General features: G+C 61.3%; 23 protein-coding genes and 1 pseudogene. 1 reads left to right on the top strand and 23 read right to left on the bottom strand.

Annotated features, from left to right (window positions below; all coding sequences use genetic code 11):
• Positions 1-15: 15 nt before the first annotated feature.
• The 12 genes from DD542_RS13770 to DD542_RS13715 all read right to left on the bottom strand — a co-directional run bounded on the left by DD542_RS13770 (position 16) and on the right by DD542_RS13715 (position 12,636).
• Positions 16-459 carry a PaaI family thioesterase gene (locus DD542_RS13770; RefSeq protein ID WP_127806058.1) on the bottom strand — a complete coding sequence of 148 codons (444 nt, stop codon included), beginning with the start codon at positions 457-459 and terminating at the stop codon, positions 16-18.
• Positions 456-1,334, bottom strand: coding sequence for an SDR family oxidoreductase (locus tag DD542_RS13765; protein WP_056278294.1), 879 nt, complete (start codon positions 1,332-1,334; stop codon positions 456-458). The genes DD542_RS13770 and DD542_RS13765 overlap by 4 nt, the downstream gene beginning before the upstream one ends.
• Positions 1,331-2,194 carry an SDR family oxidoreductase gene (locus DD542_RS13760; RefSeq protein ID WP_127806057.1) on the bottom strand — a complete coding sequence of 288 codons (864 nt, stop codon included), beginning with the start codon at positions 2,192-2,194 and terminating at the stop codon, positions 1,331-1,333. The genes DD542_RS13765 and DD542_RS13760 overlap by 4 nt, the downstream gene beginning before the upstream one ends.
• Positions 2,195-2,203: 9 nt before the next feature.
• Entirely contained in the window at positions 2,204-3,802 is a 1,599-nt protein-coding gene (locus tag DD542_RS13755) for a carboxyl transferase domain-containing protein (protein ID WP_127806056.1), read from the bottom strand.
• A gap of 10 nt (positions 3,803-3,812) precedes the next feature.
• Complete coding sequence (locus tag DD542_RS13750; RefSeq protein WP_206610672.1) at positions 3,813-4,313, bottom strand: biotin/lipoyl-containing protein; 501 nt, start codon at positions 4,311-4,313, stop codon at positions 3,813-3,815.
• 2 nt (positions 4,314-4,315) lie between these two features.
• Positions 4,316-5,845 carry a biotin carboxylase N-terminal domain-containing protein gene (locus DD542_RS13745; RefSeq protein ID WP_241559555.1) on the bottom strand — a complete coding sequence of 510 codons (1,530 nt, stop codon included), beginning with the start codon at positions 5,843-5,845 and terminating at the stop codon, positions 4,316-4,318.
• A complete protein-coding gene (locus DD542_RS13740) occupies positions 5,842-7,050 on the bottom strand; it encodes an ABC transporter substrate-binding protein (RefSeq protein WP_127806054.1) in 1,209 nt (402 codons plus the stop codon). The genes DD542_RS13745 and DD542_RS13740 overlap by 4 nt, the downstream gene beginning before the upstream one ends.
• Before the next feature lie 224 nt (positions 7,051-7,274).
• Positions 7,275-8,318 carry a branched-chain amino acid ABC transporter permease gene (locus tag DD542_RS13735; RefSeq protein WP_127806053.1) on the bottom strand — a complete coding sequence of 348 codons (1,044 nt, stop codon included), beginning with the start codon at positions 8,316-8,318 and terminating at the stop codon, positions 7,275-7,277.
• Positions 8,318-9,190 carry a branched-chain amino acid ABC transporter permease gene (locus tag DD542_RS13730; protein ID WP_127806052.1) on the bottom strand — a complete coding sequence of 291 codons (873 nt, stop codon included), beginning with the start codon at positions 9,188-9,190 and terminating at the stop codon, positions 8,318-8,320. The genes DD542_RS13735 and DD542_RS13730 overlap by 1 nt, the downstream gene beginning before the upstream one ends.
• Positions 9,190-11,058 (bottom strand): AMP-binding protein, encoded by a 1,869-nt coding sequence (locus DD542_RS13725; RefSeq protein WP_127806051.1) that lies wholly within the window; start codon positions 11,056-11,058, stop codon positions 9,190-9,192. The genes DD542_RS13730 and DD542_RS13725 overlap by 1 nt, the downstream gene beginning before the upstream one ends.
• The gene (locus DD542_RS13720; protein WP_127806050.1) at positions 11,055-11,837 is read right to left on the bottom strand and encodes an ABC transporter ATP-binding protein; all 783 of its coding nucleotides are present in this window, start codon (positions 11,835-11,837) and stop codon (positions 11,055-11,057) included. Before DD542_RS13720 ends, DD542_RS13725 begins: the two co-directional genes overlap by 4 nt.
• Positions 11,838-11,844: 7 nt before the next feature.
• On the bottom strand, positions 11,845-12,636 hold the full coding sequence (locus tag DD542_RS13715; RefSeq protein ID WP_127806049.1) for an ABC transporter ATP-binding protein: 792 nt from the start codon (positions 12,634-12,636) through the stop codon (positions 11,845-11,847).
• 627 nt (positions 12,637-13,263) lie between these two features.
• Between DD542_RS13715 and DD542_RS13710 the strand changes: the two are divergent.
• Positions 13,264-13,714: pseudogene (locus DD542_RS13710) on the top strand (IS30 family transposase); the annotation flags it as partial.
• 135 nt (positions 13,715-13,849) lie between these two features.
• Here the strand turns inward: DD542_RS13710 and DD542_RS13705 are convergent.
• The 11 genes from DD542_RS13705 to DD542_RS13655 all read right to left on the bottom strand — a co-directional run bounded on the left by DD542_RS13705 (position 13,850) and on the right by DD542_RS13655 (position 25,827).
• Positions 13,850-15,556, bottom strand: coding sequence for an electron transfer flavoprotein-ubiquinone oxidoreductase (locus tag DD542_RS13705; RefSeq protein ID WP_127806048.1), 1,707 nt, complete (start codon positions 15,554-15,556; stop codon positions 13,850-13,852).
• A 60-nt stretch (positions 15,557-15,616) separates the two neighbouring features.
• A complete protein-coding gene (locus DD542_RS13700; RefSeq protein ID WP_127806047.1) occupies positions 15,617-16,126 on the bottom strand; it encodes a MaoC family dehydratase in 510 nt (169 codons plus the stop codon).
• A 144-nt stretch (positions 16,127-16,270) separates the two neighbouring features.
• Entirely contained in the window at positions 16,271-16,903 is a 633-nt protein-coding gene (locus tag DD542_RS13695; RefSeq protein WP_127806046.1) for a TetR/AcrR family transcriptional regulator, read from the bottom strand.
• A 97-nt stretch (positions 16,904-17,000) separates the two neighbouring features.
• Positions 17,001-17,792, bottom strand: a complete 792-nt coding sequence (gene badI, locus DD542_RS13690; protein WP_127806045.1) for a 2-ketocyclohexanecarboxyl-CoA hydrolase — start codon at positions 17,790-17,792, stop codon at positions 17,001-17,003.
• Between the two features lie 59 nt (positions 17,793-17,851).
• Positions 17,852-18,649, bottom strand: coding sequence for an SDR family oxidoreductase (locus DD542_RS13685; RefSeq protein ID WP_127806044.1), 798 nt, complete (start codon positions 18,647-18,649; stop codon positions 17,852-17,854).
• A 250-nt stretch (positions 18,650-18,899) separates the two neighbouring features.
• Positions 18,900-20,150, bottom strand: a complete 1,251-nt coding sequence (locus DD542_RS13680; protein ID WP_127806043.1) for an ABC transporter substrate-binding protein — start codon at positions 20,148-20,150, stop codon at positions 18,900-18,902.
• 117 nt (positions 20,151-20,267) lie between these two features.
• Positions 20,268-21,083 (bottom strand): ABC transporter ATP-binding protein, encoded by an 816-nt coding sequence (locus DD542_RS13675; RefSeq protein WP_206610826.1) that lies wholly within the window; start codon positions 21,081-21,083, stop codon positions 20,268-20,270.
• A gap of 46 nt (positions 21,084-21,129) precedes the next feature.
• Complete coding sequence (locus tag DD542_RS13670) at positions 21,130-22,203, bottom strand: branched-chain amino acid ABC transporter permease (RefSeq protein ID WP_034694558.1); 1,074 nt, start codon at positions 22,201-22,203, stop codon at positions 21,130-21,132.
• Between the two features lie 5 nt (positions 22,204-22,208).
• Positions 22,209-23,096, bottom strand: a complete 888-nt coding sequence (locus tag DD542_RS13665) for a branched-chain amino acid ABC transporter permease (protein ID WP_056278238.1) — start codon at positions 23,094-23,096, stop codon at positions 22,209-22,211.
• 3 nt (positions 23,097-23,099) lie between these two features.
• The gene (locus DD542_RS13660) at positions 23,100-25,043 is read right to left on the bottom strand and encodes an AMP-binding protein (protein ID WP_127806041.1); all 1,944 of its coding nucleotides are present in this window, start codon (positions 25,041-25,043) and stop codon (positions 23,100-23,102) included.
• Complete coding sequence (locus DD542_RS13655) at positions 25,030-25,827, bottom strand: ABC transporter ATP-binding protein (RefSeq protein WP_127806040.1); 798 nt, start codon at positions 25,825-25,827, stop codon at positions 25,030-25,032. Before DD542_RS13655 ends, DD542_RS13660 begins: the two co-directional genes overlap by 14 nt.
• Positions 25,828-25,973 lie beyond the last annotated feature (146 nt).

Genomic DNA, 25,973 nt, shown 5'->3' with positions numbered 1-25,973 from the left:
TCCGCCGAGCACCGATCAGACCGCTTTGACCAGTGACTTGGTGTAGATGCGGTAGGTGCCGATGCCGCGCGACACGATGTCTCCGTCGAGTGCGTCGAGCGTGACCTTCACCGACACATAGGCCAGCGTCTTGCCGATGTGGTCAGGCGTTGCCGATGCAAACAGGATTCCTGTGCCGACCGCACGGATGAAATCCACGGTGAGCGTGACCGTTACCGACGACTGGATGAGCTGGCCGCTGCCTGGGATCGGCCGGTCGATCAGGGTTCTGCCCCCGACCGCATCGAGCAAGGTCAGGGGCACGCCGCCGTGGAGCACGCCGTGGGGGTTGAGGTGGTCGCGCCGGATCGGCAGCCGGAAATACAGGCCGCGCTCGTTGGGCAGGATGTCGTACCCGACGAGCTGCTGAAAAGGCCCGTGGGAGTACGTTGCCGACGGAAGAGGGGGCTGTGAGGTCACTCTTGATCGACCTTGAAGTAGTCGGGTTTTCCGGCTGGCCAGAACTCGCCCCACAGCAGCATCCCGCCTTCGACGTTGAGCACCTCGCCGGTGATGAACTTGCCCGAGGGTGCGGCGAGGTAGACCACCGCCTCCGCGATGTCCTGCACGTCGCCGGCCCGTTTCATCGGATTGCACGAGTAGAAAGTGGAAACGTTTTCTTCGCGGTAGTTGTTGAAACCGTTGCTCTCGATGGCGCCGGCGCCAATGCAGTTCAGGCGGATGCCGTGCTCTGCCCACTCGATGGCCAGCGTGCGCGACAGCGCAATGACGCCCGCGCGCGAGGCGGTGGTGTGCGCCATGCCCGTGAGGCCGCGGTCGATGGCGGCGGTGATGTTGACGATGTTGCCGGGCCGGCCTTGCTCCACCCAGCGCCTGGCCGCGCCCTGCATCATGTACCAGCTGCCATTGAGGTTGGTGTCGATCACCGCGTTCCAGCCCTTGACGTTGAAGTCCATCGCATGGGCGGCAAACTGGCCGCCAGCGTTGTTGACCAGCACGTCGACGCCGCCCAAACGTTCCCACACGGCACTGAGCATGGCGTCCACCTGCTCGGGGTCGCGGATGGTCATCGGGTAGGTGATTACCTCACGGCCCGACAGCGCGCGCAGTTTTTCGGCGCAGTCCTCGAGTTTGTCGGCCTTGCGCCCGCAGATGGCGAGCGTGGCACCCAGCCGCGCGAACAGGAAGGCAATCGCCTTGCCGATGCCACTGCCGGCGCCCGACACCAGCACCACTTTGCCGGCGAAAAGGTCGTCGCGATAGACCGTCGGGAGTGCGGCCAGGGCCTCGTCGCCCGGGCCGAACTTGGGGTGTTGCGAGTCAGCCGAATTCATGTGTTCACCTTGAAGTAATCGGGTTTGGCGATGGTCCAGACTTCGCCCCAGAGCACGCCGCCGCCATCCACCGTGAGCAGTTCGCCGGTGACGAACTTGCCGCTGGGCGCGCTGAGGTAGACCGCGGCCTCGGCCACGTCCTGCACGTCACCGACATGTTTCATCGGGTTGGCTCCGGCGAAGGCCTTCACCGCCTCGGGGGAGTACTGACGGAAGCCGGTGCTGGCGATCGCTCCAGGCGCGATGCAATTGACGCGGATGCCGTATTGTGCCCATTCCACCGCGACCGTTTTGGACAGATAAGTCACCGCGGCGCGCGCAGCGCAGGTGTGCGCCACGCCCGGCATGCCCCGCTGGAAGGTGGCGACGATGTTGACGATGTTGCCCCGCGTGCCGGTGCCCTGCCAGCGGCGCGCCATCGCATGCATCATGTACCAGGTTCCGTTCAGGTTGGTGTCGATCACCGCCTTCCAGCCCTTGACGCTGTAGTCCAGCGCCCGCTGCGGGAATTGCCCGCCGGCGTTGTTGACGAGCACGTCGATGCGTCCGAAGTGCAGCCAGGCCACGTCGATCAACTGTTCCACCTGCTCGGGATCACGGATCGTCATGGGGTGCACCAGCACATCAGGGCTGCCGAGCCGGCGCAGCCATTCGGCGCAGCTCTCTAGCTTGGCTGGGTCGCGCCCGCAGATGACCAGCTTGGCGCCCAGGCGCGCGTACAGGAAGGCGATGGCTTTGCCGATGCCGCTGCCGGCGCCGCTGACCATCACCACCTGGCCTTCGAAGAGTCCGCTCTGGTAGACGGTGGGGCGGGTTGCGAGGGCTTCATCGTCGAAGCCGAAGGTGGTGTCTTCTGTCATGTTGTCCCTTCAGAATCGGAAAATTCCGTAGTGCGGGTCGGCGATCGGGGCGTGTGCGGCGGCTGAGAGCGCCATGCCCAGTGCGTTGCGGGTGTCAGTGGGCGCCAGCAGACCGTCGTCCCACAAGCGCGAGGTGGCAAAGTAGGCGTTGGATTCGCGCTCGGCCTTTTCGTACACGCGCTGGCGCAATTGCGCCATCTCGGCCTCATCGGGCGTGTGGCCCTTGCGGCGCAACTGCGCGATTTTCACGTCGGCGAGGGTGTTGGCGGCCTGATCGGGGCCCATCACCCCCATGTGCACGTTCGGCCAGGCCCAGATCATCCGTGGATCCCACGCCCGTCCGCACATGCCGTAGTAGCCCGCACCGAAAGCAGCGCTGGTGATGACGGTGAACTTGGGCACCTCGCTGCCAGCCTGCGCCATCAACATCTTGGCGCCGTCCTTGGTGATGCCTTCCATTTCGTAGTTGCGGCCGATCATGTAGCCGGTGGTGTTTTGCAGAAACACGAGCGGTGTACGGTTCTGGTTGCACAGCGAGATGAAGTGCGCCGCTTTCTTGGAACTGTCGCTGAACAACACGCCGTTGTTGGCGAGGATGCCCACGCGGTACCCCCAGATGTAGGCGTAGCCGCAGATCAGCGTGGTGCCATAAGCGGGTTGGTACTCGTGGAAGCGGCTGCCGTCGACGATGCGGGCAATGAGTTCGCGCTGGTCAAACTGCACCCGGTGGTCGGGCGAGACGATGCCCAGCATTTCGTCGGGATCGTAGTAGGGTGGCTCGGCATCGCGTTCGGGCAGGTAGCTTTTCGTCGCGGGCTTGAACTGCGCAACGATTTCTCGGCAAATAGCGATGGCATGGGCTTCGTTGTCGGCTGGATAATCGACCGTGCCGGATACCTGGGTGTGTAAATCACAGCCTCCGATCTCGTCGGCGGTGTGCTCCTCACCGGTGGCGGCCTTCACGAGCGGTGGCCCGCCGAGGAACACGCCGCCGGTGCCACGCACGATGATGCTGTAATCGCACAGCGCCGGGATGTAGGCACCGCCGGCGGTGCAGTGGCCGAACACCATCGCGACCTGCGGCACGCCGGCCTTGGACAGCAGGCATTGGTTGCGGAACACCCGGCCACCCTCGATGTACACGCCTGACAGTTCTTCAAGGAAGGCGCCGCCGCTGTCGCACAAATGCAGGACCGGCAACTGGTTCTCCAGCGCGATGTCCAGCAGTCGTGCCAGCTTGCGTGGCGTGAGCGTGTACCAGACACCGCCCTTGACGCTGGAATCGTCGGCGTGGATCAGCACCTCGCGGCCACTGACCACGCCCAGGCCAGTGACCACGTTGGCACCCGGGACCTCGCCGTTGTAGTCCTCGCAGGCAGCCAGCGCCGAGAACTCAAGAAAGGGCGTACCGGGATCTAGTAGCAGGTCCAGCCGTTCACGTACCAGTAATTTGCCCTGCGCGCGCACGCGCTTGATCTCATGCGGCGGACGTTGGTGGCGCGTGATTTCCATGCGCTCGCGAAAATTCGCGACGATGGCGCTCATGGCTTGATGGTTTCGCCGGAACGCTTCGGATGCGGTGTCGATGCGGGAGTCGATGCGTTTCATCAATCGGTTCTCAGGGGTCTTGCAGCGTCACGAGGGTGGACTTGAGAGCGAAGGTGTTGCCAACGGCAAAGTGCACAGTCTTGACTCGGGCGTCGCGCGGTGCCGTCAGCGTGGTTTCCAGCTTCATGCTTTCGATCACGATGAGCGGTTGGCCCGTGTGCACGGCATCGCCGGCTGCCACATGAACCGCGATCACCGTGCCGGGCATTGGCGCCTGCAGCAAGTCGGAAGCGGCACCGGCCCGGTCGCCGCCGGAGGCTGCGCTGAGATCGATCACCTCGACTTCAAGGGCACCGGTGGCCGCACTGTGCACGAATCGACTGTCGCCTTGCGCGGCGATCCAGACGGCTTGCGGGCGCTGATCCACGGTGACCCGCCAACGGCCATCAGGCAGCGTCTTCCCCTGCATCTCGAATTTGCGTTCGCCATGGCTGACGTGGAACACGCCATTCGCTCCACGTGTTACCACGAGGTCATGGGTCTGGCCATTGATGACATAGCGGCGGCGCATCGTCAATTCCTCCAGGGTCCCATGGCGGCGTGCATCGCGGGAATGGCGTGCACGGCGCGCAACAGTTCGCGGTCGGCGAGCACCGCCGATGCCAGTACCAGGTCGATGTCATCGGGGGTGAGAGACTCGCGCAGCTCGTCGGCACAGCGTGCCAGCATGCCGGTGTCGGCCTGCCCGGCACGGAACTCGGCATGGCGCAGTGCCCGCGTGAGGTAGCGTGCGTTGGTGGTCAGACCCAACAGCACCGATTGCTCAAGCGCCAGGATGGAGCGTTCGATAGCCTGTGCACGCGTGTTGCCATGGCAAATAATTTTGGCGATCATGGGGTCAAATGCGGCAGTTACCGCCTGTCCTTCGCGCACGCCGACATCAACCCGCACGCCGGGACCAGAGGGTGGTCGCCAGCACAGGATGTCACCGGTGGAGGGGCGAAAATCATGCTCGGAATCTTCGGCGTAAAGCCTGCATTCGATGGCGTGACCAAGCTGCGCAATGTCCGCCTGGGTGTAGCCGAGCGGCTCACCCTGGGCGACGCGTACCTGTTCGCGAACGAGGTCAAAGCCCGTCACCATTTCGGTGACCGGGTGTTCGACCTGCAGACGCGTGTTCATCTCAAGAAAGTAAAACTCGCCACCGGCGCCGTAGATGAACTCCACGGTGCCGGCGCCGCGATAGTTGGCGGCGCGGGCAATGCCGGCTGCGGCTTCGCAGATATCGTGGCGCTGCACCGGTGAAAGGGCCGGGGAGGGGGTTTCTTCAATGATTTTCTGGAAGCGTCGCTGCACTGAACATTCACGCTCCCAGAAATGCACCAACTGGCCATGCGCGTCGCCCATCACCTGCACCTCGATGTGTCGCGGGCGCTCCACATAGCGCTCGACAAACAGCCGACCGTCGCCAAAATAGCGCTCACCTTCGCGCCGTGCGGTCTCGATCTCGCGCTCCAACACGGCGAGGTCACGCACGATGCGCATGCCCTTGCCGCCACCGCCGGCTGAAGGCTTGATCAGCAGCGGCGTGCCCACCTGGCGGGCGCGTTCGACGAAGGTCGCCGGGTCGTCGTCCTCGATCACGCCGGGGGCAACCGGAAAGCCGCGTTCGGCCACGAAGTTGCGGGCACGCACCTTGTCGCCCATCAACTCGATGGTGTCGGCGCGCGGGCCGATGAAGACGATGCCGGCTTCATCGAGCGCGCGGGCGAAACCGGCGTTCTCCGACAGAAAGCCGTAACCGGGATGCACCGCCTGTGCCCCGCTGTGCCGACACGCTTCGACCAACTGCGCGATATCGAGGTAGGCAGCCACGGGTGTCGAGCCGTGCAATTCGACCGACTCGTCAGCCTCCAGCACGGCCGGGCTATCGGCGTCCACCGCGTGGTGGGCCACCACGGTGGCGAGCCCCATGCCCTTGAGTGTGCGCAGGATCCGCAGCGCGATCTCGCCACGGTTGGCGATCAGAACTTTTTGAAACACGGGCAGGACCCAGTTGTACGGCGGGTGACGGTCAATGCATGCAACGGCGTCTGGTGTCAATCGAGCACGGGGATGGGGTCGGACACGCGCTCGAAGCGGGAGTTTTTGGCGTCCGAACGCAAGACGAGCACGCTGCTCGGCGAGTGCCGGTCATTGGGGGCAAAACTGATGGGGGAAGTCAGTCCATCGGTGCCGAAGTTCTTGGTTGTTTCCAGCTTCTCGACGACGCAGGCGCGGGTCAGCGCCTTGCCACAGCGGCGGATCGCGTCTTCCATCAGCAGCGCACCGACGTAGGCGGTGATCGAATAGCGGTTGAGCATCTTCTGCTCATCGGCTGACAGATATTTCTGTGCCAACCCCATGAACTTGGCCATGCCGGGCACCGACAGGTCGGTCAGAGGCGGGACATAATCGGCGACGAAGTAGCCGTCGCCCGCAGCGCCGGCGAGCGCCTGAACGGGGGTCAGGTGCGCCGAGTGCACCGCCAGGATGGTCAGCGGCATCTGGTTTTTGGCGGCTTCCTTCATCAGCATCGAATGCTCGGCCACCACGCCGCCCGACGCGAGAAAGGTCGCACCCACCTGCTTGAGGCTCAGCATCTCGGCCGAGAAGTCCTTGGTGCCACGCTTGAAGGAGATCTCGGACACGCTGTTGAGCCCCAGATCCTTGATCGCCTTCTGGTAGCCGCAACGCACGTCGGCACCAAACTCGTCATCCTGATAGACCAGTGCAAACTTTTCCTTTTGCAACTTCTTGCTCACCACCATGCTTTTCATGGCGGAACTCAACTCCTGACAATAGGTTGGCCCGAGCACGAACACCGTTTTGTTCGGTGGCGTGAAATGCGCCGCTGCCACGGCCATGGAGTTGATGGTTGGCAAGCGCTGCTCGTTGATGTAGGGCAGCATGGCTTGCAGCATGGCTGAACCCGAGGTGCCGATCAGGCCGAAGATGCCTTCCACGTCGACCAGCCGCTTGACGCCCTGCACGGCACGCTGGGGCACATAGCCGTCATCGTCCTGGCGAATCTCCACCTTGCGGCCGTTGATGCCACCGCGGGCGTTGACATCCTGTTCCCATACCCTCAAGGCAAGCATGTGGGCCTTGCCCAGCAGGCTGGGGGGGCCGCTGACGGGCGTCACCGAGCCGAGGACGATTTTGGTGTCGGTCACGCCGGGGTCGGCAGCCGCGGCTGAGGTGGTCGTCAGGCCGATGACCATGCTGAGCAGACTGGTGGCGGCATATCGAAAGTATTTTCGTGTCATGGAAAGGCACTCCTGGTTGAGAAATAGGGGCTGGTGGCGCGTCGTCAGGATCGCTGGGAACTCGGAAATTCAGAGACCCGCTCGAATTTTCCGAGCAGGCATTCGCCTTGGGAAAAATGGGGCGGGTCCGTGTGGCGAGTGTGCTGAGGCCAAGCGCTGGGTCAGCTTCTGTAGTGTTCGCATCGCGGTTCTCCTCTGGAATAAGCAGCGCCTGTGCTGCGGGTTCAGAAACGGAAGGGCCAATGGGTCCAGTAATGCTTGATGTCGCGCCATCGCCCCATCAGGCCATCGGGCTCAAAACGCAGGAACAACACAATCGCGAGCCCATAAATGACGCCTTTGATCTCATAGGCGGCGGAACCTGACCCGCCGAAGCTGGCGCCGATCATGCCGAACACGAAGCCCAGGCTCTCATTGAGCAGGACGATGAAAGCCGTGCCAAGCAAGGCGCCGGCCACCGAACCCAGGCCGCCCACGATGAGCATGGAGAGCGCCTCGATCGAGATCAGCAGGCTGAAGCTGTCCACGTTCAGGTAGCGTGTGTAGTAGGCCAGCAAGCCCCCGGCGATGCCGGTGTAGAAGGCGCTGACCATGAACGCCATCAGCTTGTAGCGCACCAGGTTGACGCCCATGGCCTTGGCGGCAATGTCGTGCTCCCGGATCGCCAGAAAGGCCCGGCCAATGCGGCTGCGCAGGATGTTCAGGGTAATGAAGGTGAACACCACCACAAAGCACAGCACCACGTAGTAGTAGCCACGCTCGGCCCCCAGCGCCTGACCGAACAGGGAGGGCTGCGGCACCGTCAAGCCTTCCGAGCCTCCGGTCAGGTCGCCACCGTTGAGGATCAGGTGGTTGATGATCACGGCAAATGCCATCGTCGTGATGGCCAGGTAAAGCCCCTTCAGGCGCAGCGACGGTATGCCCACGATGATCCCGGCGATGGCCGCGCTCACGCCGCCGGCGAAGATGGACGCCAGCATCGGCCAGCCGAGTTTGCCGGCCACGATGCCGGCCGTGTAGGCACCGACCGCCAGAAAGCCCGAGTGCCCGAGCGAGATCAGCCCGGTGGTACCGGTCAGCAGGTTCAGGCCCAACACCCCCACCGCTGTGATCAGCAGCAGCAGAATGACGGAGACATAGTACTTGGACAGCAGCAGCGGCGCGACCGCCAGCAGCGCCACCAGCAGACACGACCAGACGATGACAGGGACCGAGTCGGTCAGTGCCAGCAGCTGACGATAGTCTTGTTTGAAGTTTCGGCTACGCATCAGACACGCTCGATATCAGGTTTGCCGAACAGGCCATAGGGTCTGACCATGAGAACGACGAGGATCAAAACAAAACCGGCGATCTCCTTCATGCCGCGGCCGATATAGCCTTCCGACAGGTTCTCGACCATCCCGATCAGGATGCCACCGAGTGCGGCGCCGAACACCGAGTCCAGCCCGCCCAGAATGACCGCGGGAAAGCTGCGCAGACCGGTCGTCCACATGCCGGGGTTGACGTCGTAGATCACGCCGATCAGCACACCCGCAATGGCAGCGAGACCGGCCGACAGGGCCCAGGACAAGGCGAAGATGCGCTTGACATTGATGCCCATCAGCAGGGCCGCAGTTTGCACGTTGGCGGTGGCCCGCATGGCGATACCAACCCGCGAATAGCGAAAGAAGGTCCACAGGCCGAGCAGCACGGCCGCCATCAGCCCAACGGCATACAGCTGCGCCGGGTACAGACCGGCCGGGCCGATCTTGATGACCTCCGTTGGCAGGCCGGCATTGAGCGGCATGGGGTCGGCGCCCCAGATCAGCACCACCACCGAGCGCAGGATCACGGCCAGGCCAATGGTCACCATCACCGTGGAGAACACCGGCTGACCGAGCATCGGACGGATCAGCAAGACCTCGATCAGCAGGCCGATCAGCACCGAGGCTGCGACAGTTGCTGCCAGCATGGGCCAGAAGCCAAACTGGAAGGTGCCGGCCAGGGTGAAGGCGATGTAGGACACCAGCATCATCAGCTCGCCCTGGGCGAAGTTCACCACGCCGGTGGCGCGGTAGATCATGGCAAAGCCCATGCCGATGAAGCCGTAGACCAGGCCGACGGCGATGCCGGAAATGACCAGTTGCAGAAAATAGTCCATCAGCCCGCCCCTCCACCGTAGATGATCGCGATCTCTTTCGCGAAGGTTTTTTCGATGACGTTGCGGCGCACCTTCTGGGTGGCGGTGAGTTCGCCGTCGTCGTGGTCGAGTTCCTTCTCCAGAATCAGGAACTTGCGGATGTTCTCGACCCGGGCAAACAGCTTGTTCACGCGTTTGACATCCTCGTCAATCAGTTCGCGCACCTCGGGCAGCAAGGCCAGGCTCTTGTAGGTGGTGTAGGCCAGCTTGCGCTCCTGTGCCCACTTGCCCACCGTGTCAAAGTCGATCTGGAGCAATGCAGACAGGTAGTGACGCCCGTCGCCCAGAACGATGGCTTCGCGCACATACAGGCTGTCCTTGAGCGCGTTTTCGATCTCGGACGGTGCAATGTTCTTGCCGCCACTGGTGATGATGATGGCTTTCTTGCGGTCAACGATCATCAGCTCGCCGTTGTCAGCCAGCGCCACGATGTCGCCCGTGTGCAGCCAGCCGTCGACGACGGTTTTGGCGGTGGCACTCTCGTCGTGGAGATAGCCCTTGAACACGGCGGGGTGCTTGATGATGAGTTCGCCGTCGTCGGCGATCTTCCAGTTCAGGCCGTCGATGGGCAGGCCTGTGGCGCCCAGTTTGACCGCTTTTTCATGCTGGAAGAAGACCACGCCGCCGGACTCGGTCATGCCGTAGACCTGGTACACCGGAAGGCCCAGGATACGGAAGAACTTCAGTACCTCGGGGGAGACGCTGGCGCCGCCACAGAAGCCGCACTGCATGCGGTCCAGTCCGACGAATTTCTGCAGATTGCGAAACATCAGCAACCACAGCACGAAGAAGTGCAGGCGATCCGACAGGCTGCGCTGGCCCCCTTGCGCCTCGACCTTTTCGAACAGACGGCGCCCGGCATCGAAGCAGCGCTGGAAAGCCCAGCGCTGAAAGCGCGAGGCGTCCTGCATGCGGATCAAAATGCCTTGCTGCAGCTTTTCCCAGATGCGCGGCACACCCAAAAACACCGTGGGTGCGATCTCGCGCAGATTGACGGCCACCGTGTCGATCGATTCGGCGTAGTTGACCACGCCACCGGTGAGCAGGTGCAAGACCGTCGAAAAGGCGCGCTCGGCCACGTGGCACAACGGCAGGTAGCAGACCACCTCGTAGTTTTGGCGGTCCAGCTTGAAATGGGTTTTGAGCTTGTCAACGGTGACGATCAGGTTGCGGTGCGACAGCATCGCGCCCTTGGGCGGCCCGGTGGTGCCCGAGGTGTAGACCAGCATGCAGGTGTCGTCGGGCTGGGTGTCCTCGATGGCGCGATCAAAGGCGCTCGCGTGCTGGGCCGATGCCGCTGCGTATTGGTCGCCTAGCTCAAGCACGTCGTCGAACGACATCAGCTGCTCGTGCTGGTAGCCGCGCATGCCCTTCATGTCGACGCAGATGATCTTCACCACATCGGGCAGGCCGGTGGCGTGCTTGGCCATGGCGTCGAGCACCTTGTCGACCTGTTCCTGGTCGCCGCAGACCACAAACTTGCTGTTCGAGTGGTGCACGATGTACTGCAGCTCCGGCCACGGGTTGGTGGGGTAGATGCCCACCACGACGCCGCCGATCGCTTGCGTCGCCAGATCGGAGAACATCCATTGCGGGCTGTCCTCGCTGGCAATCGCCAGTCGGTCGCCCTTGTCGAAGCCCAGAGACTTGAGACCGAGGGCGAAGCGGCGCGCCGTTTCGAAATAGTGCTGCCAGGTCATCCGGTTCCAGATACCGTAATCCTTCTCGCGAAACGCGAGCGCTTCCGGAAAGCGCTGTGCCCAGTGCTGGAGCAGCTTGGGGAATGTGGTGTTGCCGTCGCGCAGCAACGCGTCCAGGTTGTCGATCACGCGGCCTCCTTGGTTTTGCTGCCCAGGTAGGCGTCAATCACGGCCGGGTTGGCCGATATCTCGGCCGGCGTGCCTTCGCCGATCTTGCGGCCGAAGTTGAGCACGCAGATGCGGTCGGAGATGTCCATCACGATGCCCATGTCATGCTCGACCATGAGGACCGAAATGCCGAGTTCGTCGCGGATGTCCAGCACGAAGCGGGCAATGTCTTCGGTCTCCTCGCTGTTCATGCCCGACACCATTTCGTCCAGCAGCAACAACTTGGGCTCGGTGGCCAGTGCGCGCCCCAGCTCGACCCGCTTTTGCAGGCCATAGGACAGGGTGCCCACCGGCATGTCGCGAATTTCCTCGATTTCGAGAAAGTCGATGATCTCTTCCACCTTGCGACGGTGTTCGAGCTCCTCGCGCCGTGCCCGTCCGAAGAACCACGAGGCATCCAGCACGTTGGTGGCCATGTGGCAGTGGCGGCCGACCAGCAGGTTGTCCACCACGCTGGCATGTTTGAACACCGCCAGGTTCTGAAAGGTCCGACCGATGCCGATGGCGGCCAGGCGGTGCGCCGGCATGCCGGTGATGTCGCGGCCATCGAAATGCACGGTGCCGCTGCTGGGCTTGACGACGCCGCTGATCATGTTGAAGGTAGTCGTCTTGCCGGCCCCGTTGGGGCCGATCAGGGAATAGATTTCACCGCGCCGGACGTGAAAACTGACACCGGCAACGGCTTCAACGCCGCCGAAGCGCTTGGACAGGGTTTCGACCCTTAACAACGTATCGTTCATGTTCTTCTCAGGACAGCCAGCGCTTGCGCCGCTTGTAGTGCTTCACGTCGCGCATGTTCTTGCGCGATCCGCCTTCGCCGAAGCCCAGGTAGAACTCGCGCACGTCGTCGTTGCGCAGCATCTTGTCGGCCTCACCGTCGAGCACCACGCGGCCGTTTTCCATGATGTAGCCATAGTCGGCAATGGCCAGCGCCATCTGCGCGTTCTGCTCCACCAGGAGAATGCCCATGCCTTCTTGACGGCACAGGCGGGTGATGATGTCGAAAATCTCTTCGCTGATCTGTGGCGCCAGACCGAGCGTGGGCTCGTCGAGCATCAGCAGTTTCGGGGACGACATCAGCGCGCGGCCGATGGCCACCATCTGCTGTTCGCCGCCCGACAGGTAGCCTGACACCGTGCTGCGTTTTTGCACCAGACGCGGGAACAGCCCATACACCATCTCCATCTGGCGCCTGGCGTCGGTCACACTGCGCGTGTAGCCGCCCATCACGAGGTTTTCCTCGACCGTCAACTGGTCGAACAGGCGGCGCCCCTCGGGCACCATGACCACGCCGGCGCGCACGATTTCGTCCGGAGCCAGGCCGGTCAGCTGGCGGTTTTCAAACGTGATCTGGCCACCCTTGATCTCACCGTCTTCCGGATACAGCACGCCCGAAATGCCTTTGAGCGTGGTTGATTTCCCGGCCCCGTTGGAACCGAGCAGGGCGACTATGCGACCTTTGCCGACGGCCAATGAGGCCTCTCGCACCGCCTCGATGGTGTTGTCGTAAACGATCTGGACATTGGTGAGATTCAGCATGACAGGCCGTTACTTGCGCTGTGCTGCGGCGACTTAACCATTGAACGGGTATGCCGGTCGAGCGTAGTGGAGGGGTGCGCCAGGATGGCAGCCGCAGTCGTGCAGACCTTCGGCTCGGATGGGCCGGGTGCATGGGCGCGACCAGGGTCTCTGGTTGCCAGGGTGCCGGTCGAGGGGGCAGTTAATTTTCTCAAAGGTTGTCCCGTGTTGGCCGTGTTGGGCAGCGTGCCTGCCATGTGCCTTGCCGTTCGGTAGGCGCCATGCCTTGTTTGCATGGCGCTAATCTAACGGTAGTTAGGCTGGCGTCAACTCGGGAAATCCCTATGCAGGTGCCATCAAGTCCGGGTGCAAGTGCGGGCGGCAACTTCTGGCCAGGCTCGCTACAGCATGAATGCCGGTGATTCACCGTCGGCGGATTCAAGACTGAAGTGCAACACCTGCCCCCGAGTACGGTCCGCAGATGCAAAGCAGCCCACCCAAGCGCAAACGACTACCTCGCAACAAAGGAAAAGGCCGAAGAGCTCAGATACTATTGCTCCGGCCCCATGAATTTTGAACTTTCGTGGATCGTTTGCCTGTGGCAGTCCGTCCACGACTCGCGACTTCAAAGTGCCGGATCAATAGATGGACATGGTGAGCATCCAGGTGCGTCCGCCCGAGATTGAAGACCGGCAGTTGCCCGGGCACGGGGAGGGTGACCTGATCAAGGGTGCTGCGAACGCCAGTGCGGTGGGCACCCTGGTGGAGTGCACCAGTCGGGCTGCTCATGCTCATCAAGCTGCACGGGTTCAAGCCCGCCAGCGCGGTCAATGTCCTGCAGGCCTTCTCTGACAAGCTGCTGAGGCTCGCTGAGCCTATGTGCCAGAGCATGACGTACGACCAGTGCCGGGAGAAGGCGATGCGCAGGGAACTGAGCCGACGCACGGACATTGCGGTGTACTTCTGTTACCCCCACAGCCCTTGGCAGCGAGGCTCTAACGAGAACTCCAACGAGCTGGTGCGCCAGTACCAGCCCAAGGGCTCGGACCTCTCAGGGTACAGCCAGGAGCAGCTCGATGCGATTGCCGATCAGATCAACAACCCGCCCTGGAAGGGGTAGGGCGCACGATCCCCCTCTGGCAGTCTATCGGGACCTCCTGCTCAATAGCACGCAACACCCACCCTCGTTCATTGAAACCCAGGGTATTGCACTTTAGATTTGAATCACTCTCGGCTACATTCCCGCGTAGTTCGGCCCGCCGCCGCCTTCTGGCGTGACCCAGACGATGTTCTGCGTCGGATCCTTGATGTCGCAGGTCTTGCAGTGCACGCAGTTCTGCGCGTTGATCTGCAGCCGGTCCGAGCCGTCGTCGTTCTTTACGAATTCGTAAACGCCGGCCGGGCAGTAACGGCTCTCGGGGCCGGCGTATTTCGCCAGATTGATCTGCACCGGCACGCTGGCGTCCTTGAGCGTCAGGTGCGCGGGCTGGTTTTCTTCGTGGTTGGTGTTGCTGACGAACACGCTGGAGAGCCGGTCGAAGGTGAGCTTGCCGTCGGGCTTGGGGTAGCTGATCTGCGGCATCTCGGCGGCCGGGCGCAGGCTGGCGTGGTCGGCCTGGGTGCGGTGGATCGTCCAGGGCGGACGCTTGATGCCAAGCCTGGGCAGCAGCCACTGCTCAATGCCGGTCATCAGGGCTCCGACGAGGCTGCCCTTCTTGAACCACTGTTTGAAGTTGCGCGACTGGTCGAGTTCGGTGTGCAGCCAGCTGTTTTCGAACGCAGCGGGGTAGGCGCTGAGTTCGTCGCCGCTGCGTCCGGCGGCCAGGGCTTCAAACGCGGCTTCGGCGGCCAGCATGCCGCTCTTGATGGCGGCGTGGCTGCCTTTGATGCGTGCGGCGTTCAGGTAGCCGGCATCACAGCCGATCAGCGCGCCGCCCGGGAACACGGTCTTGGGCAGGCTGAGCAGGCCACCGGCGGTGATGGCGCGCGCGCCGTAGCCGATGCGCTTGCCGCCTTCGATGTGGGCGCGAATGGCGGGGTGGGCCTTCCAGCGCTGCATTTCCTCAAAGGGGCTGAGCCATGGGTTCTTGTAGTCGAGCCCGGTGACGAAGCCCAGCGTGACCTTGTTGCCTTCCAAGTGGTAGAGAAAACCGCCGCCGTAGGTCTGGCTGTCCATCGGCCAGCCGGCCGTGTGCACCACCCGACCAGGTTGGGCGCGGGCCGGGTCGATCTCCCACAGTTCCTTGATGCCGATGGCATGGCTTTGTGGATCGCGGCCTTCGTCGAGCTTGTATTTCGTGATGAGCTGTTTGCCCAGATGGCCGCGCGCGCCTTCGGCAAAGATGGTGTATTTGGCATGCAACTCCATGCCGAGCTGGAAGCCGTCGTGCGGCAGGCCGTCCTTGCCAATGCCAAGGTTGCCGGTGGCGACACCCTTTACCGAAGGTAAATTCCCGCTCTCCGAACCGTTGTCGTTGTACAGCACCTCGGCGGCTGTGAAGCCGGGGAAGATTTCCACGCCCAGGGCTTCCGCCTGCTCGCCCAGCCACTGGGTCAGGGCGCCCAGGCTGATGACGTAATTGCCCTCGTTGTGGAAGCAGTCGGGCACCAGGAAGTTGGGCGTGCGCCTGGAGCCGGTTTCGCTCAGGAAAAGCACGTCGTCACCGGTGACGGGTTGGTTCAGCGGTGCGCCCAGCTCCTTCCAGTTGGGGAAGAGTTCGTTCAGCGCGATGGGGTCCATGACCGCGCCGGAGAGGATGTGAGCACCGGGCGCGGCGCCTTTCTCCAGCAGCACCACGGAGACGTCCGCGCCCTTTGCTGCCGCGAGCTGCTTGAGACGGATGGCTGTGGCCAAACCGCCGGGGCCGGCACCCACCACCACCACGTCGTATTCCATCGCCTCGCGCGGGCCGTATTGTTCGAGCAGGGAGGTGGGCTTCATGCGGAGAGAGTCAAAAAGTTGGCGACCCTGGGGCCGAAGTTGACGAAAAAAAAGGGGGGGTCAGGGTCGGCTGTCGACCGGCAGCGGCGGTGCGGTGCGCGGTGCGCCGTCACGTTTGTAGACCATCACCGTGCGTTTGAAGGTGCAGACAATGACGCCGCTCTGGTTATAGCCTTCGGTGCGCACCGTGACGACGCCGACATTGGTTCGCGACCGCGACTCGCGCCTGTCCAGCACCGTGGTGCGGGAGTAAATCGTGTCGCCTTCAAACACCGGATGCGGAAGTCGAACTTCGTCCCACCCCAGGTTGGCCATGACGTTTTGCGAGACATCGCTCACCGTCTGCCCCGTCACGAGGGCCAGCGTGAGGCAGGAATTGATGAGCGGGCGGCCGAACTCCGTCTGCGCGGCGTAGTGGGCATCGAAGTGCAGCGGAGCCGTGTTTTGCGTCAGCAACGTGAACCAGATGTTGTCGTTCTGGGTCAGGGTGCGGCCGAGGGCATGCCGATACTCGTCGCCGACCTCGAAGTCTTCATAGAACCGGCCGCGCCACCCTTCCTTGACAGTCATTTTTTGATCCTTCGGTGTGTTGTTCAATTTGCGAGTTCCCAGATGCAGTCGGTTGGCGTGCCACTGAGCCACGTAGGCGACATGGGGACCATGGTTGTCCGTCTCTCGGCCCGGCCTATTGAAGTTGCCGGCAATGCATTGCGGCTATGCTTTGTCATGCATGAGAATTCCATCGAACACGATCGCTGTGATTTGGCGTGAGAAATCCTGAAAAGAGCCTCGTTGGGGGTTGTACCACTCGACGGTCCAGTTCAATGCCCCAATCACGAAAAGCCGAATCATGGCCGTGCTGGTGTCCTGGCGCAACTCGCCGCTGGCGAGCGCTGATTCGAACAGCCGATCCCAATAGTCTGCGTAAGCCCGCCGCACGATCCGGTGGCGATTTTTTGCGCTGGTCGGGATTTGGCCGTAGATGCGGATGTTGGCTGACGTAAAGTCGCCATAATGCAGCATTCCCCAGAGATGGCCTTCAATGCCAGCGGCGATTCGGTCTCGCCAGGGTGCACTTTCGGGAAGAGCCGCAACACGGGTGCGCACGGCATCGGCGACGATGGTGATGCCTTTGTCCAGTACCTCGCCCAGGATCTGCTCTTTCGATTCGAAGTGATAGTAGATGCTGCCGGCTTTGACGCCGGCAGCATCCGCAACCTCGCGCAAAGTAGTTGCCGCATAGCCATGATGCCTGAACAGCCGTGCAGCTTCGAGCAGCACCCGTTCACGTGTAGCGGGGCCATCTGCGTTATCTTTGCTGAGCTTTGCTTCTGTACTTGGCTTCATATTGACCGTTAGTTAGATCCAAAAAAAAGCAAATCGTATCAAACTTGGCTTTGGTCGAAGGGGCAGACTCGTGCATTGGCGCGTCGCAAGGGGTTGCTCACTTGCTCCCGTTGGTCCACTGCCTGAAATCAGGCCGGCGTTTTTCCAGGAAAGCGCTCACGCCTTCTTTGGACTCTGCCGTGTCGTAGTACAGGCTCAGCGCTTGAAGTCCCAGGCTGCCGATCCCGCGAATGTGCTCGGTGGATGCGTTGAACGAACGTTTCGCGATCGCCAGAGCAGTCGGACTTTTTTCGACAATTTCCTTGCACCAGCGGGCGACTTCGGCGTCGAGCTGGTCGTGGGGCACGACGGTGTTGCACAGACCCATGGCCAAGGCCTCCTGTGCACTGTAGCGGCGGCACATGTACCAGATCTCGCGGGCTTTCTTTTCGCCAACCACATGGCTCAGGTAAGCCGTGCCCCAGCCAGGGTCGACCGAGCCTACTTTCGGGCCGACCTGGCCAAACACGGCCTTTTCCGAGGCAATGGTCATGTCGCACAAGGTGGCCAGGACATTGCCGCCGCCAATGGCGTAACCCTGCACGCGGGCGATCACGGGCTTGGGCACGTCACGAATGGCGCTGTGAAACTCTTCCACCGGGATGCCGATGGTGCCCCGGCCGTCGTACTGGCCGGCATGAGCCGACTGATCGCCGCCGGTGCAGAAAGCACGGTCACCCGTCCCGGTGAGCACAATGGCGGCGATTCGCTTGTCCCAGCCTGCTTTCATGAATGCCTGCAGCAGTTCCTCGACGGTCTGGCCGCGAAACGCATTCATCACTTCGGGGCGGTTGATCGCGATGTAGGCCACCGAGTCGAGTTCTTCGTAGAGGATGTCCTTGAATTCCATGGGTTTTCCTTTTTGTCTGTTATTTCAATGCCGCATGTCTTTCGACCGTGCCCGGGCATTTACCCAATCATGCTGTAACCACCAGACACTGAAAGAACCTGCCCGGTGACATGGCCCGCAGCCTTCGCTGAAGACAGGAAGACGACGGCATTGGCAATATCCTGCGGCCGTCCCACCTTGCGCAGCGGCAGCGCCTTGGCGACTTTTTCCAGTTGCTCCGGCGTGAACATGCTGCCGGCATCGATCCACATGCTGCTTCCGCCCACTTCGTCGGTGGTACTGGGGATAGTGACGCCGGGGCAGACCACGTTGCAGCGAATGCCATAACGACCGTTTTCCTTGGCGATCGTTTTCATGAAGCTGTTGATGGCGGCCTTGACGCCGCCATACACCGCTTCACGTGGCTCACCTTGCCGACTGGCGTCAGAGCTGATGGAGACGATGGAGCCGGCGTTGCGAGGAACCATGACTTCAAGCGCGGCCTTGGTGCAGTTGAGTACGCCGAGGTAGTTGATGTTGATGATCTTTTGCCACAGATCTGGGGTCGTCTGCGTGAAGAACATCAACTGGTCCCAGCCGACGTTGTTGACGAGGACATCGACGCCGCCGAACTTGTCCGTGGCCGCCTTGAACATGGCTTGCACCTGGTCAAGTTGGGTGACATCGGTCTTGACAACCTGCGCCGACGCCGCGCCGCTCGCCAGCGCAAGTTCTGCCGTCTTTTGCGCCTGCTTGTCGTCGATGTCGCCGATGGTGATGTTGGCGCCTTCCGCGGCGAAGCCGAGCACGATGCCGCGGCCAATGTTCGAGCCACCACCCGTGACGATGACCGATTTTCCTTTTAGATCGAGATCCATACTGATTGCTCCTTGCGCTTTTGGCGCCACATTGGTGAGGTTGATATTATAACTGTCAAACGATAGTTAGGTCAGGGGGCGAGATTTTTCTGTGTTGGATGGTGTGCCTGGCAGCTACTACTGCAATCCGCTGTGGCATAGGCTGCCACCTGTCGATTCAAGAGAGGGATGAAAATCCGAGAAACAAGATGGGATGGTTCACGGTCAGTGCGCAACGCGCCTGACCGTGAACCATCCCAAGGGAAGGCAATTACTGTTTGTTCTTGGCGAACTCGCCAGATTCTTTCTTCACGATGTCCTGGATCACGTCGTCATACGCCGAGAACCAGCCAGTCTGGGGCACCCACTTGGCGCCGTCCCACATGTCGATGCGGGTTTTGCCGCCGCCGCCATGGTCTTTGGCGGTCACCGTCACGGGGGCGATCAGGTCTTCGGCATCAAAGTTTTTCAAGCTTTCCAGTCCGCGCTTCATTTTGTCAGGGTTGAGGGGCCAGCCACTTTGTTTGATGGCCAGGCGAGCGCCCTCGAAAACGCTGGCATAGATGGCCAGACCAGTGTTGTAGTAAACATCGTTGAGATGCTTGCGGTCACCGCTGCCCTTGTTTTTCTCATACAGGTCCTTGATGATCTGCTGCATCAGCGGGTGGCTCTGCCCACCCGTCACGTTGGTGCCGCGCTTGAGGCCTTTTGCGTTTTCCAGACCAATGTTGGCAAGGTCAACTTCGTTGAGCCAGTTGACGGCAATGTATTTGTCCATCGGAATGCCGTTGCGCTTCATTTCGCGCGAGGCGACCACGTGCATGCCGGCCAGGTTCCAGCTGATCACCCAGTCGGGGTTGTTGCGGCGGATCTGGGACCAAGCGGCGGCCTGGTCATTGCCCGGCATCGGGTTGGGAACCAACTGCAGGTCAAAGCCCTCTTTGGCCGCGAGTGTCTTCAACACGCCGATCGGTTCCTGCCCGAACGGATAGTCGGGGTAGATGAATGAAATCTTCACGCCCTTGAGGTTGTTGTTGGACTTGGTTTTGATGTAGTGGATATTGTTGGCCATTTGACCCCAGTAGGTCGGCCCAATGGGGAAAATCCACTTGAACACATCACCATCGACCGCATCGCCACGACCTACAAAGGATTGCACCATCACATTGCCATCCGCCATGGCGCGCGGCAGAACGGCGCGGGAAACCGGCGTGGACAGGAAATCAAAGGCAATGGCGCCTTCGCGTTTCATCTTTTCGTAGCACTCGATGCCACGCTGCGGCTCGTTGCCATGGTCTTGAACCAGTATCTCGATGGGGTGGCCTTCAATGCCGCCTTTCTGGTTCAATATCTTGGCATAGTCATTCGCCGCCTGGGCGATTTGTGGCGTCACAAAGCCGTATGACTTGCTCAGGTCATAACACAGCGCGAATTTAACGGGCTGGGCTTGCGCCTGTGCAGACTGCAGACAGGCAAACGCCAATCCCAGACCTGCGACGATGGAAAGCAACTTGGATCTCATGTCTCTTCTCCTAATAATCGTACGGATAGAAAAAAAGTCCAACGGGCACGCCGTACAGTACGGCCCATGACTGAACGTGAAATCAGGTATCGACGTGGACAAGGTAACCACGGGGGGTCAGGTCAGCCAACGTTTGCGCCGGCTATAGTGTTTGATGTCATGGAAACTGCGGCCTTCGGTGCCGCCGAGGTAAAATTCTTGGATGTCCGGATTTTTCTTCATGGCTTCTGCGCTGTCATGCATCACCACGCGTCCGTTCTCGATCATGTAGCCATGCGAGACGACCTCCAGAGCGGCGATTGCGTTTTGCTCCACCAGCAGAACGGACAGACCTTCTTCCTTGTTGATGCGCCGGACAATGTCGAAAATCTCGGCCACCAGAAAAGGCGCGAGACCAAGACTCGGCTCGTCAAGCATCAGCAGCTTGGGTTGCGTCATCAAGGCACGGCCAATGGCGAGCATCTGCTGCTCGCCGCCTGACAGGTAGCCGGACTGCGCGGTGCGCCGCTGGTGCAAGCGCGGGAAGTAGCTGTAAACCATATCCTTGTTACGCAGCATGTCTTGGCGGGTGCCACGAACCGCCGAGGCCGCCACCAGGTTTTCGTCAGGCGTCATGTGTTCGAACACACGCCGCCCTTCCAGCACATGCACGATACCGAGCTTGACGCGCTCCTGCGGCGCCAGCGCATCGATGTTCTGACCCAGGAATTGCACCTCACCGCGGGTTACCAGGCCGCGCTCAGGGCGCAGCAGGCCGCTGATCGACTTCAGCGTCGTGCTTTTGCCAGCGCCGTTGGCGCCCAGCAGTGCCACCATGGCGCCTTGCGGCACATCGATCGAAACGCCCTTGATGGCGAGCGATACATGATCGTAGATGACCTCGACATTGTTCAGTGACAATATCAAGGCAGGTTCCGCAGTCTGGTTTTGCATCAGCGTTGGGGTGGAAGTCAAGTTGTCAGTCGCCATGATGTCGTTTTTACTTTCGGGCGTAGCCGAAGGGCCAGACCAGCAGGTAGTTGCGCAGATTGGTGTACATCTTGCCCAGCCCCATAGGCTCAACCAGCAGGAAAATAATGATCAGCGCGCCATAAACCGCATGTGGAATGTGGGCCAGCGTTTCGATCCCGAGCGAGATGCCCAGGAGCTGCGCCAGCCAGCCGATCAGACTGTTCATCAGGCCGGGCATCAACAGAATGAAGGCGGCCCCAAAATAGCTGCCGATGATGCTGCCCAGTCCGCCGACGATCACCATGGCCAGCAACTCGATGGAGACATTGACGGCAAACTGCTCCGGTGTGGCTGCTCGGTAGAAGGTGAAGATCAGGATGGCGCCGCTGATGCCGCCAATGAAGGACGAGGTGGCGAACGCCACCAGCTTGTAATACAGGCTGTGCACGCCAATGACCGCCGCAGCGAAGTCCTTTTCACGCACCGCAATGAGCGCGCGGCCAAGCCCGGTGCGGCGCAAGTTGAGCATGAACACGGTGACGATCAGGCACCAGCCCAGCGCCACGTAATAGAGTCCGGTATCCGAGGTGATGGCCTGGCCGAGCAGGCTGATGTCAGGTGCCTGCAGTGTGGCCTGGGTGCCGCCGCTGATGGCCGGCACGTGGGAGATCACCCAGTCCATCACGAACTGCAGGGCCAGCGTGCTGAGCGCCAGATACAGGCCTTTCACGCGCAGCGCCGCGAAAGCGAAAACGATGCCGATCACAGCGGCCATCACGCCGCCGAGCACCATCGCGATCTCCCAGGGAATGCCGTTGCGTACGCCGTGCACCGCCGTGTAGGCGCCGATGCCCATGATGGCGGCATAGCCGAAGTGGAACTGTCCGGTCCAGCCCAGGATCAGGTTCAAGCCGAGCACGGCCGCAGTCCACACCAGCCACGGTAACAGCTGGGTGCTGAGGACGAGCGTGCTCATGGTGAATGGCGCAGTTAACGCAAAGGCCAGCAACAAGCCGATCATCCAGCGATCCGCGGGGAGCGGAAAAAGCGAGCGCGCGTTGGCGTAATTGGTATGGAAAATTCCTGATTGACGAAATAGCATGACCTTCAGATCCTTTCAATGTCGTGGCGCCCGAACAGGCCATGCGGCCGAATCAGGATGGTCAGAATCAGTATTGTGGCAACCACCAGGTCGCGGCTGCCACCGCCAACCAAGGGGTCGAGATAGCCAGATGCTACGCCTTCAAGAAGGCCCAGCAGCAAGCCGGCCAGAATGGCGCCGCCGATGCTGTCAAGACCGCCCAAAACGGCGACGGTCAAGCCCTTGAGCAAAAGCAGCGCCAGCGCCTGGCTGACCCCTTGAACCGAGCCCCACAACACGCCGGCCGTGGTGGCCAGAACCGAGGACATGGCCCAGGAAAACGCCACCCCGCGTTCAACCGAAATACCGATCGACCACGACGCGATGTAATCGTCGGAGATGGCGCGCAGAACAATGCCCCTGCGCGTGCGAAAGAAGAACATCAAGACCAAAAACAGCGCGATGGCCACCACGGCGCCCACCACATAAGCCCGACTGAGCAGCACCGGCCCCAGAAACAGCGGGTCGTCGCTGATGCCAATGGACAGCGGAAGGCCAGAGCCGCCCCAGATGGCCATTGTTGTCGCGCGTATAAAGATGTCCAGCCCCAGTGTCATCATCAGGATCATGATGATGGGGCGGCCCGCCAGCCGGCGCAACGCCACCCGCTCGATGCCCATTCCGACAAAGAACATCGTTCCCATGGCCAGCGGGATGGCGACCCACATCGACACGCCCAATCCATTGGCGATGGCCAGCACGACATAGGCACCCAGCATGGTCATCGCACCTTGCGCCAGGTTGGGCACCGAGGATGACTTGTAGATGATCACGATGCCCATGGCGACCAGTGAATACATGAGCCCCGACAGCGCGCCATTGATGGCCAATTCGGCAAACAGTGAAAAATCCATAGTTTAAATCTCCTGCACCGAGAGTTGGCGCTCGATGGTGCCGACTTCACCGGATTCATACGTGATCTGCGCCTTCATCGTGACCGTCTGCTGGCCGCCGTAGATCGCATCAATGATGGGCGCATAACGCTCCTCGACCACGTTGCGGCGCAGCTTGCGGGTTCGCGTGACCTCTCCGTCGTCGGGGTCGAACTCCTTGTGTAAGGACACGAAGTGATGCAGTTTCAACCCGTCTGGCAGGATGCTGTTGACGCGCTTGACCGCTGCCGTGACCAGTTCGATCACCTCGGGTTTTTGCGACAGGTCGGCATAGGACATGTAGGAAATGCCCCGTACCTCAGCCCAATGGCCCACCGGCTCCATGTCGATGCAGATGATGGCCGCCAGCGTGTCGCGGCCGCTCCCGAGCACGGCCACATCCTTGATGTACGGACTGAATTTGAGGCGGTTCTCAATGTAGTTCGGAATGTAGCGTTCGCCTTTGGAGGTATACACCACCTCCGACAACCGTCCGAGCACCACCATGTGTCCATCAGGCTCGATATAACCGGCATCGCCCGTGTGCAGCCAGCCGTCCTCAAGTGCTTCACGGGTGGCATTTTCAAGTTTGTAGTAACCGGAAAACACGCTCCCGGAGCGAATCAAGACCTCTCCGTTGTCGCCGATCTTGACTTCCACACCGGGCAGCGGTTTGCCGACCGTGTGCAGGCGTACTTCTTCGGTGTCCTGCAAGGCAGTGAAGGCGCTGCTTTCAGTTTGACCATAGAACTGTCGCAATTTCACGCCCAGTGCGCGGTAAAAAACAAAAGTGTCTTCGCCAATGGCCTCGCCGCCGGTGAAAGCACCTCGCAGGCGGGTGAGGCCCAACTGGTCCTTGATCGGTCCGAAAATCAACCACTCTCCCAGTTGCCGCATCAGACGCTCTGTCAGGCTGGGCTGTTTTCCCTCGAGCTTGCGTCGTTCGGACGCCAGCGCCGAGTTCATGAAAACATCGTAGAACCATTTCTTGAGCGGCGTCGAATCCTCCATGCGAACCTGGATGGTGGTCAGCATGTTGTCCCAGCTGCGGGGTGCCGCCAGATAGAAAGTGGGAGCCACCTCGCGCAGGTCGTGCAGCACCGTTTCCTGGCGTTCGGGGATATTGATGGTGAAGTGCAGCGCAACACCGGCGCCGACCGTGATGGCAAAGTCGCCCACCCAGGCCATGGGCAGATAGGCGAGGATGGTCTCGCCAAATGTGAAGGCGCCCCCGCGATGGGCGTTGCGCACCCCCGCGAGGAAATTGCGGTGGCTCAGTACCACGCCCTTCGGCTTGCCCGTGGTCCCCGACGAGTGCACGAACACCGCCGGTCCGTCGGGCAGCGCCCGTTCGATCAAGGAATTTCGCAGTTTCGGCTCGGCACGCAAGCGATCTGCACCGATGGCCTGCAACTTTTCCCACGAAATCAGTCCGGGATTCGAATAGTTGGTCAAGCCGCGTGGCTCGTCGTAAATGATGTTCTTGATCGTTGCACCCTGATCGCCCAGATCAAGCACCTTGTCGACTTGCTCCTGGTCTTCAGCCAGGACAAAGCGGACATGCGTCTCATGCATGAAGTGACGGATTTCGTCGGGTGTTGCAGTAGAGTAGACGGGCATCGCGTAGCCGCCCAGCACGCCGGCCGCGAGCATGCCCATGTAGAGCCGGGGTCGGTTGTCGCCCAGCACCAGCAAGGCATCCTCTGCGCCAAAACCCAGGCTTTCCATGCCGGCCGCGCAGGCGAGCGTGGTATCCAGCATCTGCGACCAGGTGGTCTCCTGCCATATTCCCAGGTGCTTTTCGCGCATGGCCACGCGATTGCCCAGCAACTCGGCGTTGCGAGCCAGAATGTGGATGAGGGTGGTGTCGGTGCCCATATCCCATGTGGTCTTGCTGCCCTTGGCAGTATTGGTTTCAGTGCTTTGCATGCGCACCCCCCAGGTAGGCCTTGATCACACGTTCATCCTTCATCACGTCGGCAGGAATACCGGTTCCGATGGTTTCACCATAGCTGAGCACCATCATGCGGTCGCAGATACCGGTGATCACATCCATGTGGTGCTCGATCAGCAGCACAGTGACATTGCGCTCGGCACGCGCATCGAGAATAAAACGGGCCATGTATTCCTTTTCCTCCTGGTTCATGCCAGCCATCGGTTCGTCAAGAACCAGAAAGCTGGGTTCGGCTACCAACGCGCGTGCCAGTTCGACGCGCTTTTTCAGTCCGATCGGAATGCTGTCCACCAGCTCGTCGCGCACGCTCTGAAGCTGCAGGAAATCGATAATCTCTTCGACCTTGAGCCGGCTCACCATCTCATCCTTGCGACCCAGCCACCAGTAGAGGGCGGTTTTTGCCACGCCGGGCTTCATGTGGATGTGACGCCCCAGCAGGATGTTGTCAAGCACGCTCATGCCGTTGAAGAGCGCCAGGTTCTGGAACGTGCGCGCGACGCCCAGAGCTGCGACCTTGTGCGGCGCCATGCCGGTGATGTCGCGGCCATTGAGCCATATGCTGCCGACCTGGGGTGGAAAGAAGCCGGTGATGGCGTTGGTCATGGTCGTCTTGCCGCTGCCGTTGGGGCCGACCAAGCCGAAGATTTCCCCACGCTCAATGCGCAAATTGGCATCCTTCAACGCGACGAGGCCGCCGAATCGCCGCTCCAGCCCTCGGCATTCGAGGGCGGGCACTGCCGCCGCGTTGCTGGCTTTCATCGGAGTTGGCCGCTGCTCTTTGGTACTGATGGTGTTTATCACTGAGGGTGCCTATGACATAGCACGGTCGACCACCTGCCTGTGCGCAGCTTGCCGATCCGATTTTCTGTTCTGCATAAAAGTTTTCATTTTCGCACCTAACATTA

This window comes from Hydrogenophaga sp. NH-16 (assembly GCF_004006415.1).
Lineage (GTDB): Bacteria > Pseudomonadota > Gammaproteobacteria > Burkholderiales > Burkholderiaceae_C > Hydrogenophaga > Hydrogenophaga pseudoflava.
Note: the sequence above shows the minus strand (reverse complement) of the source record. Positions and strands in the feature narration are given on the sequence as shown.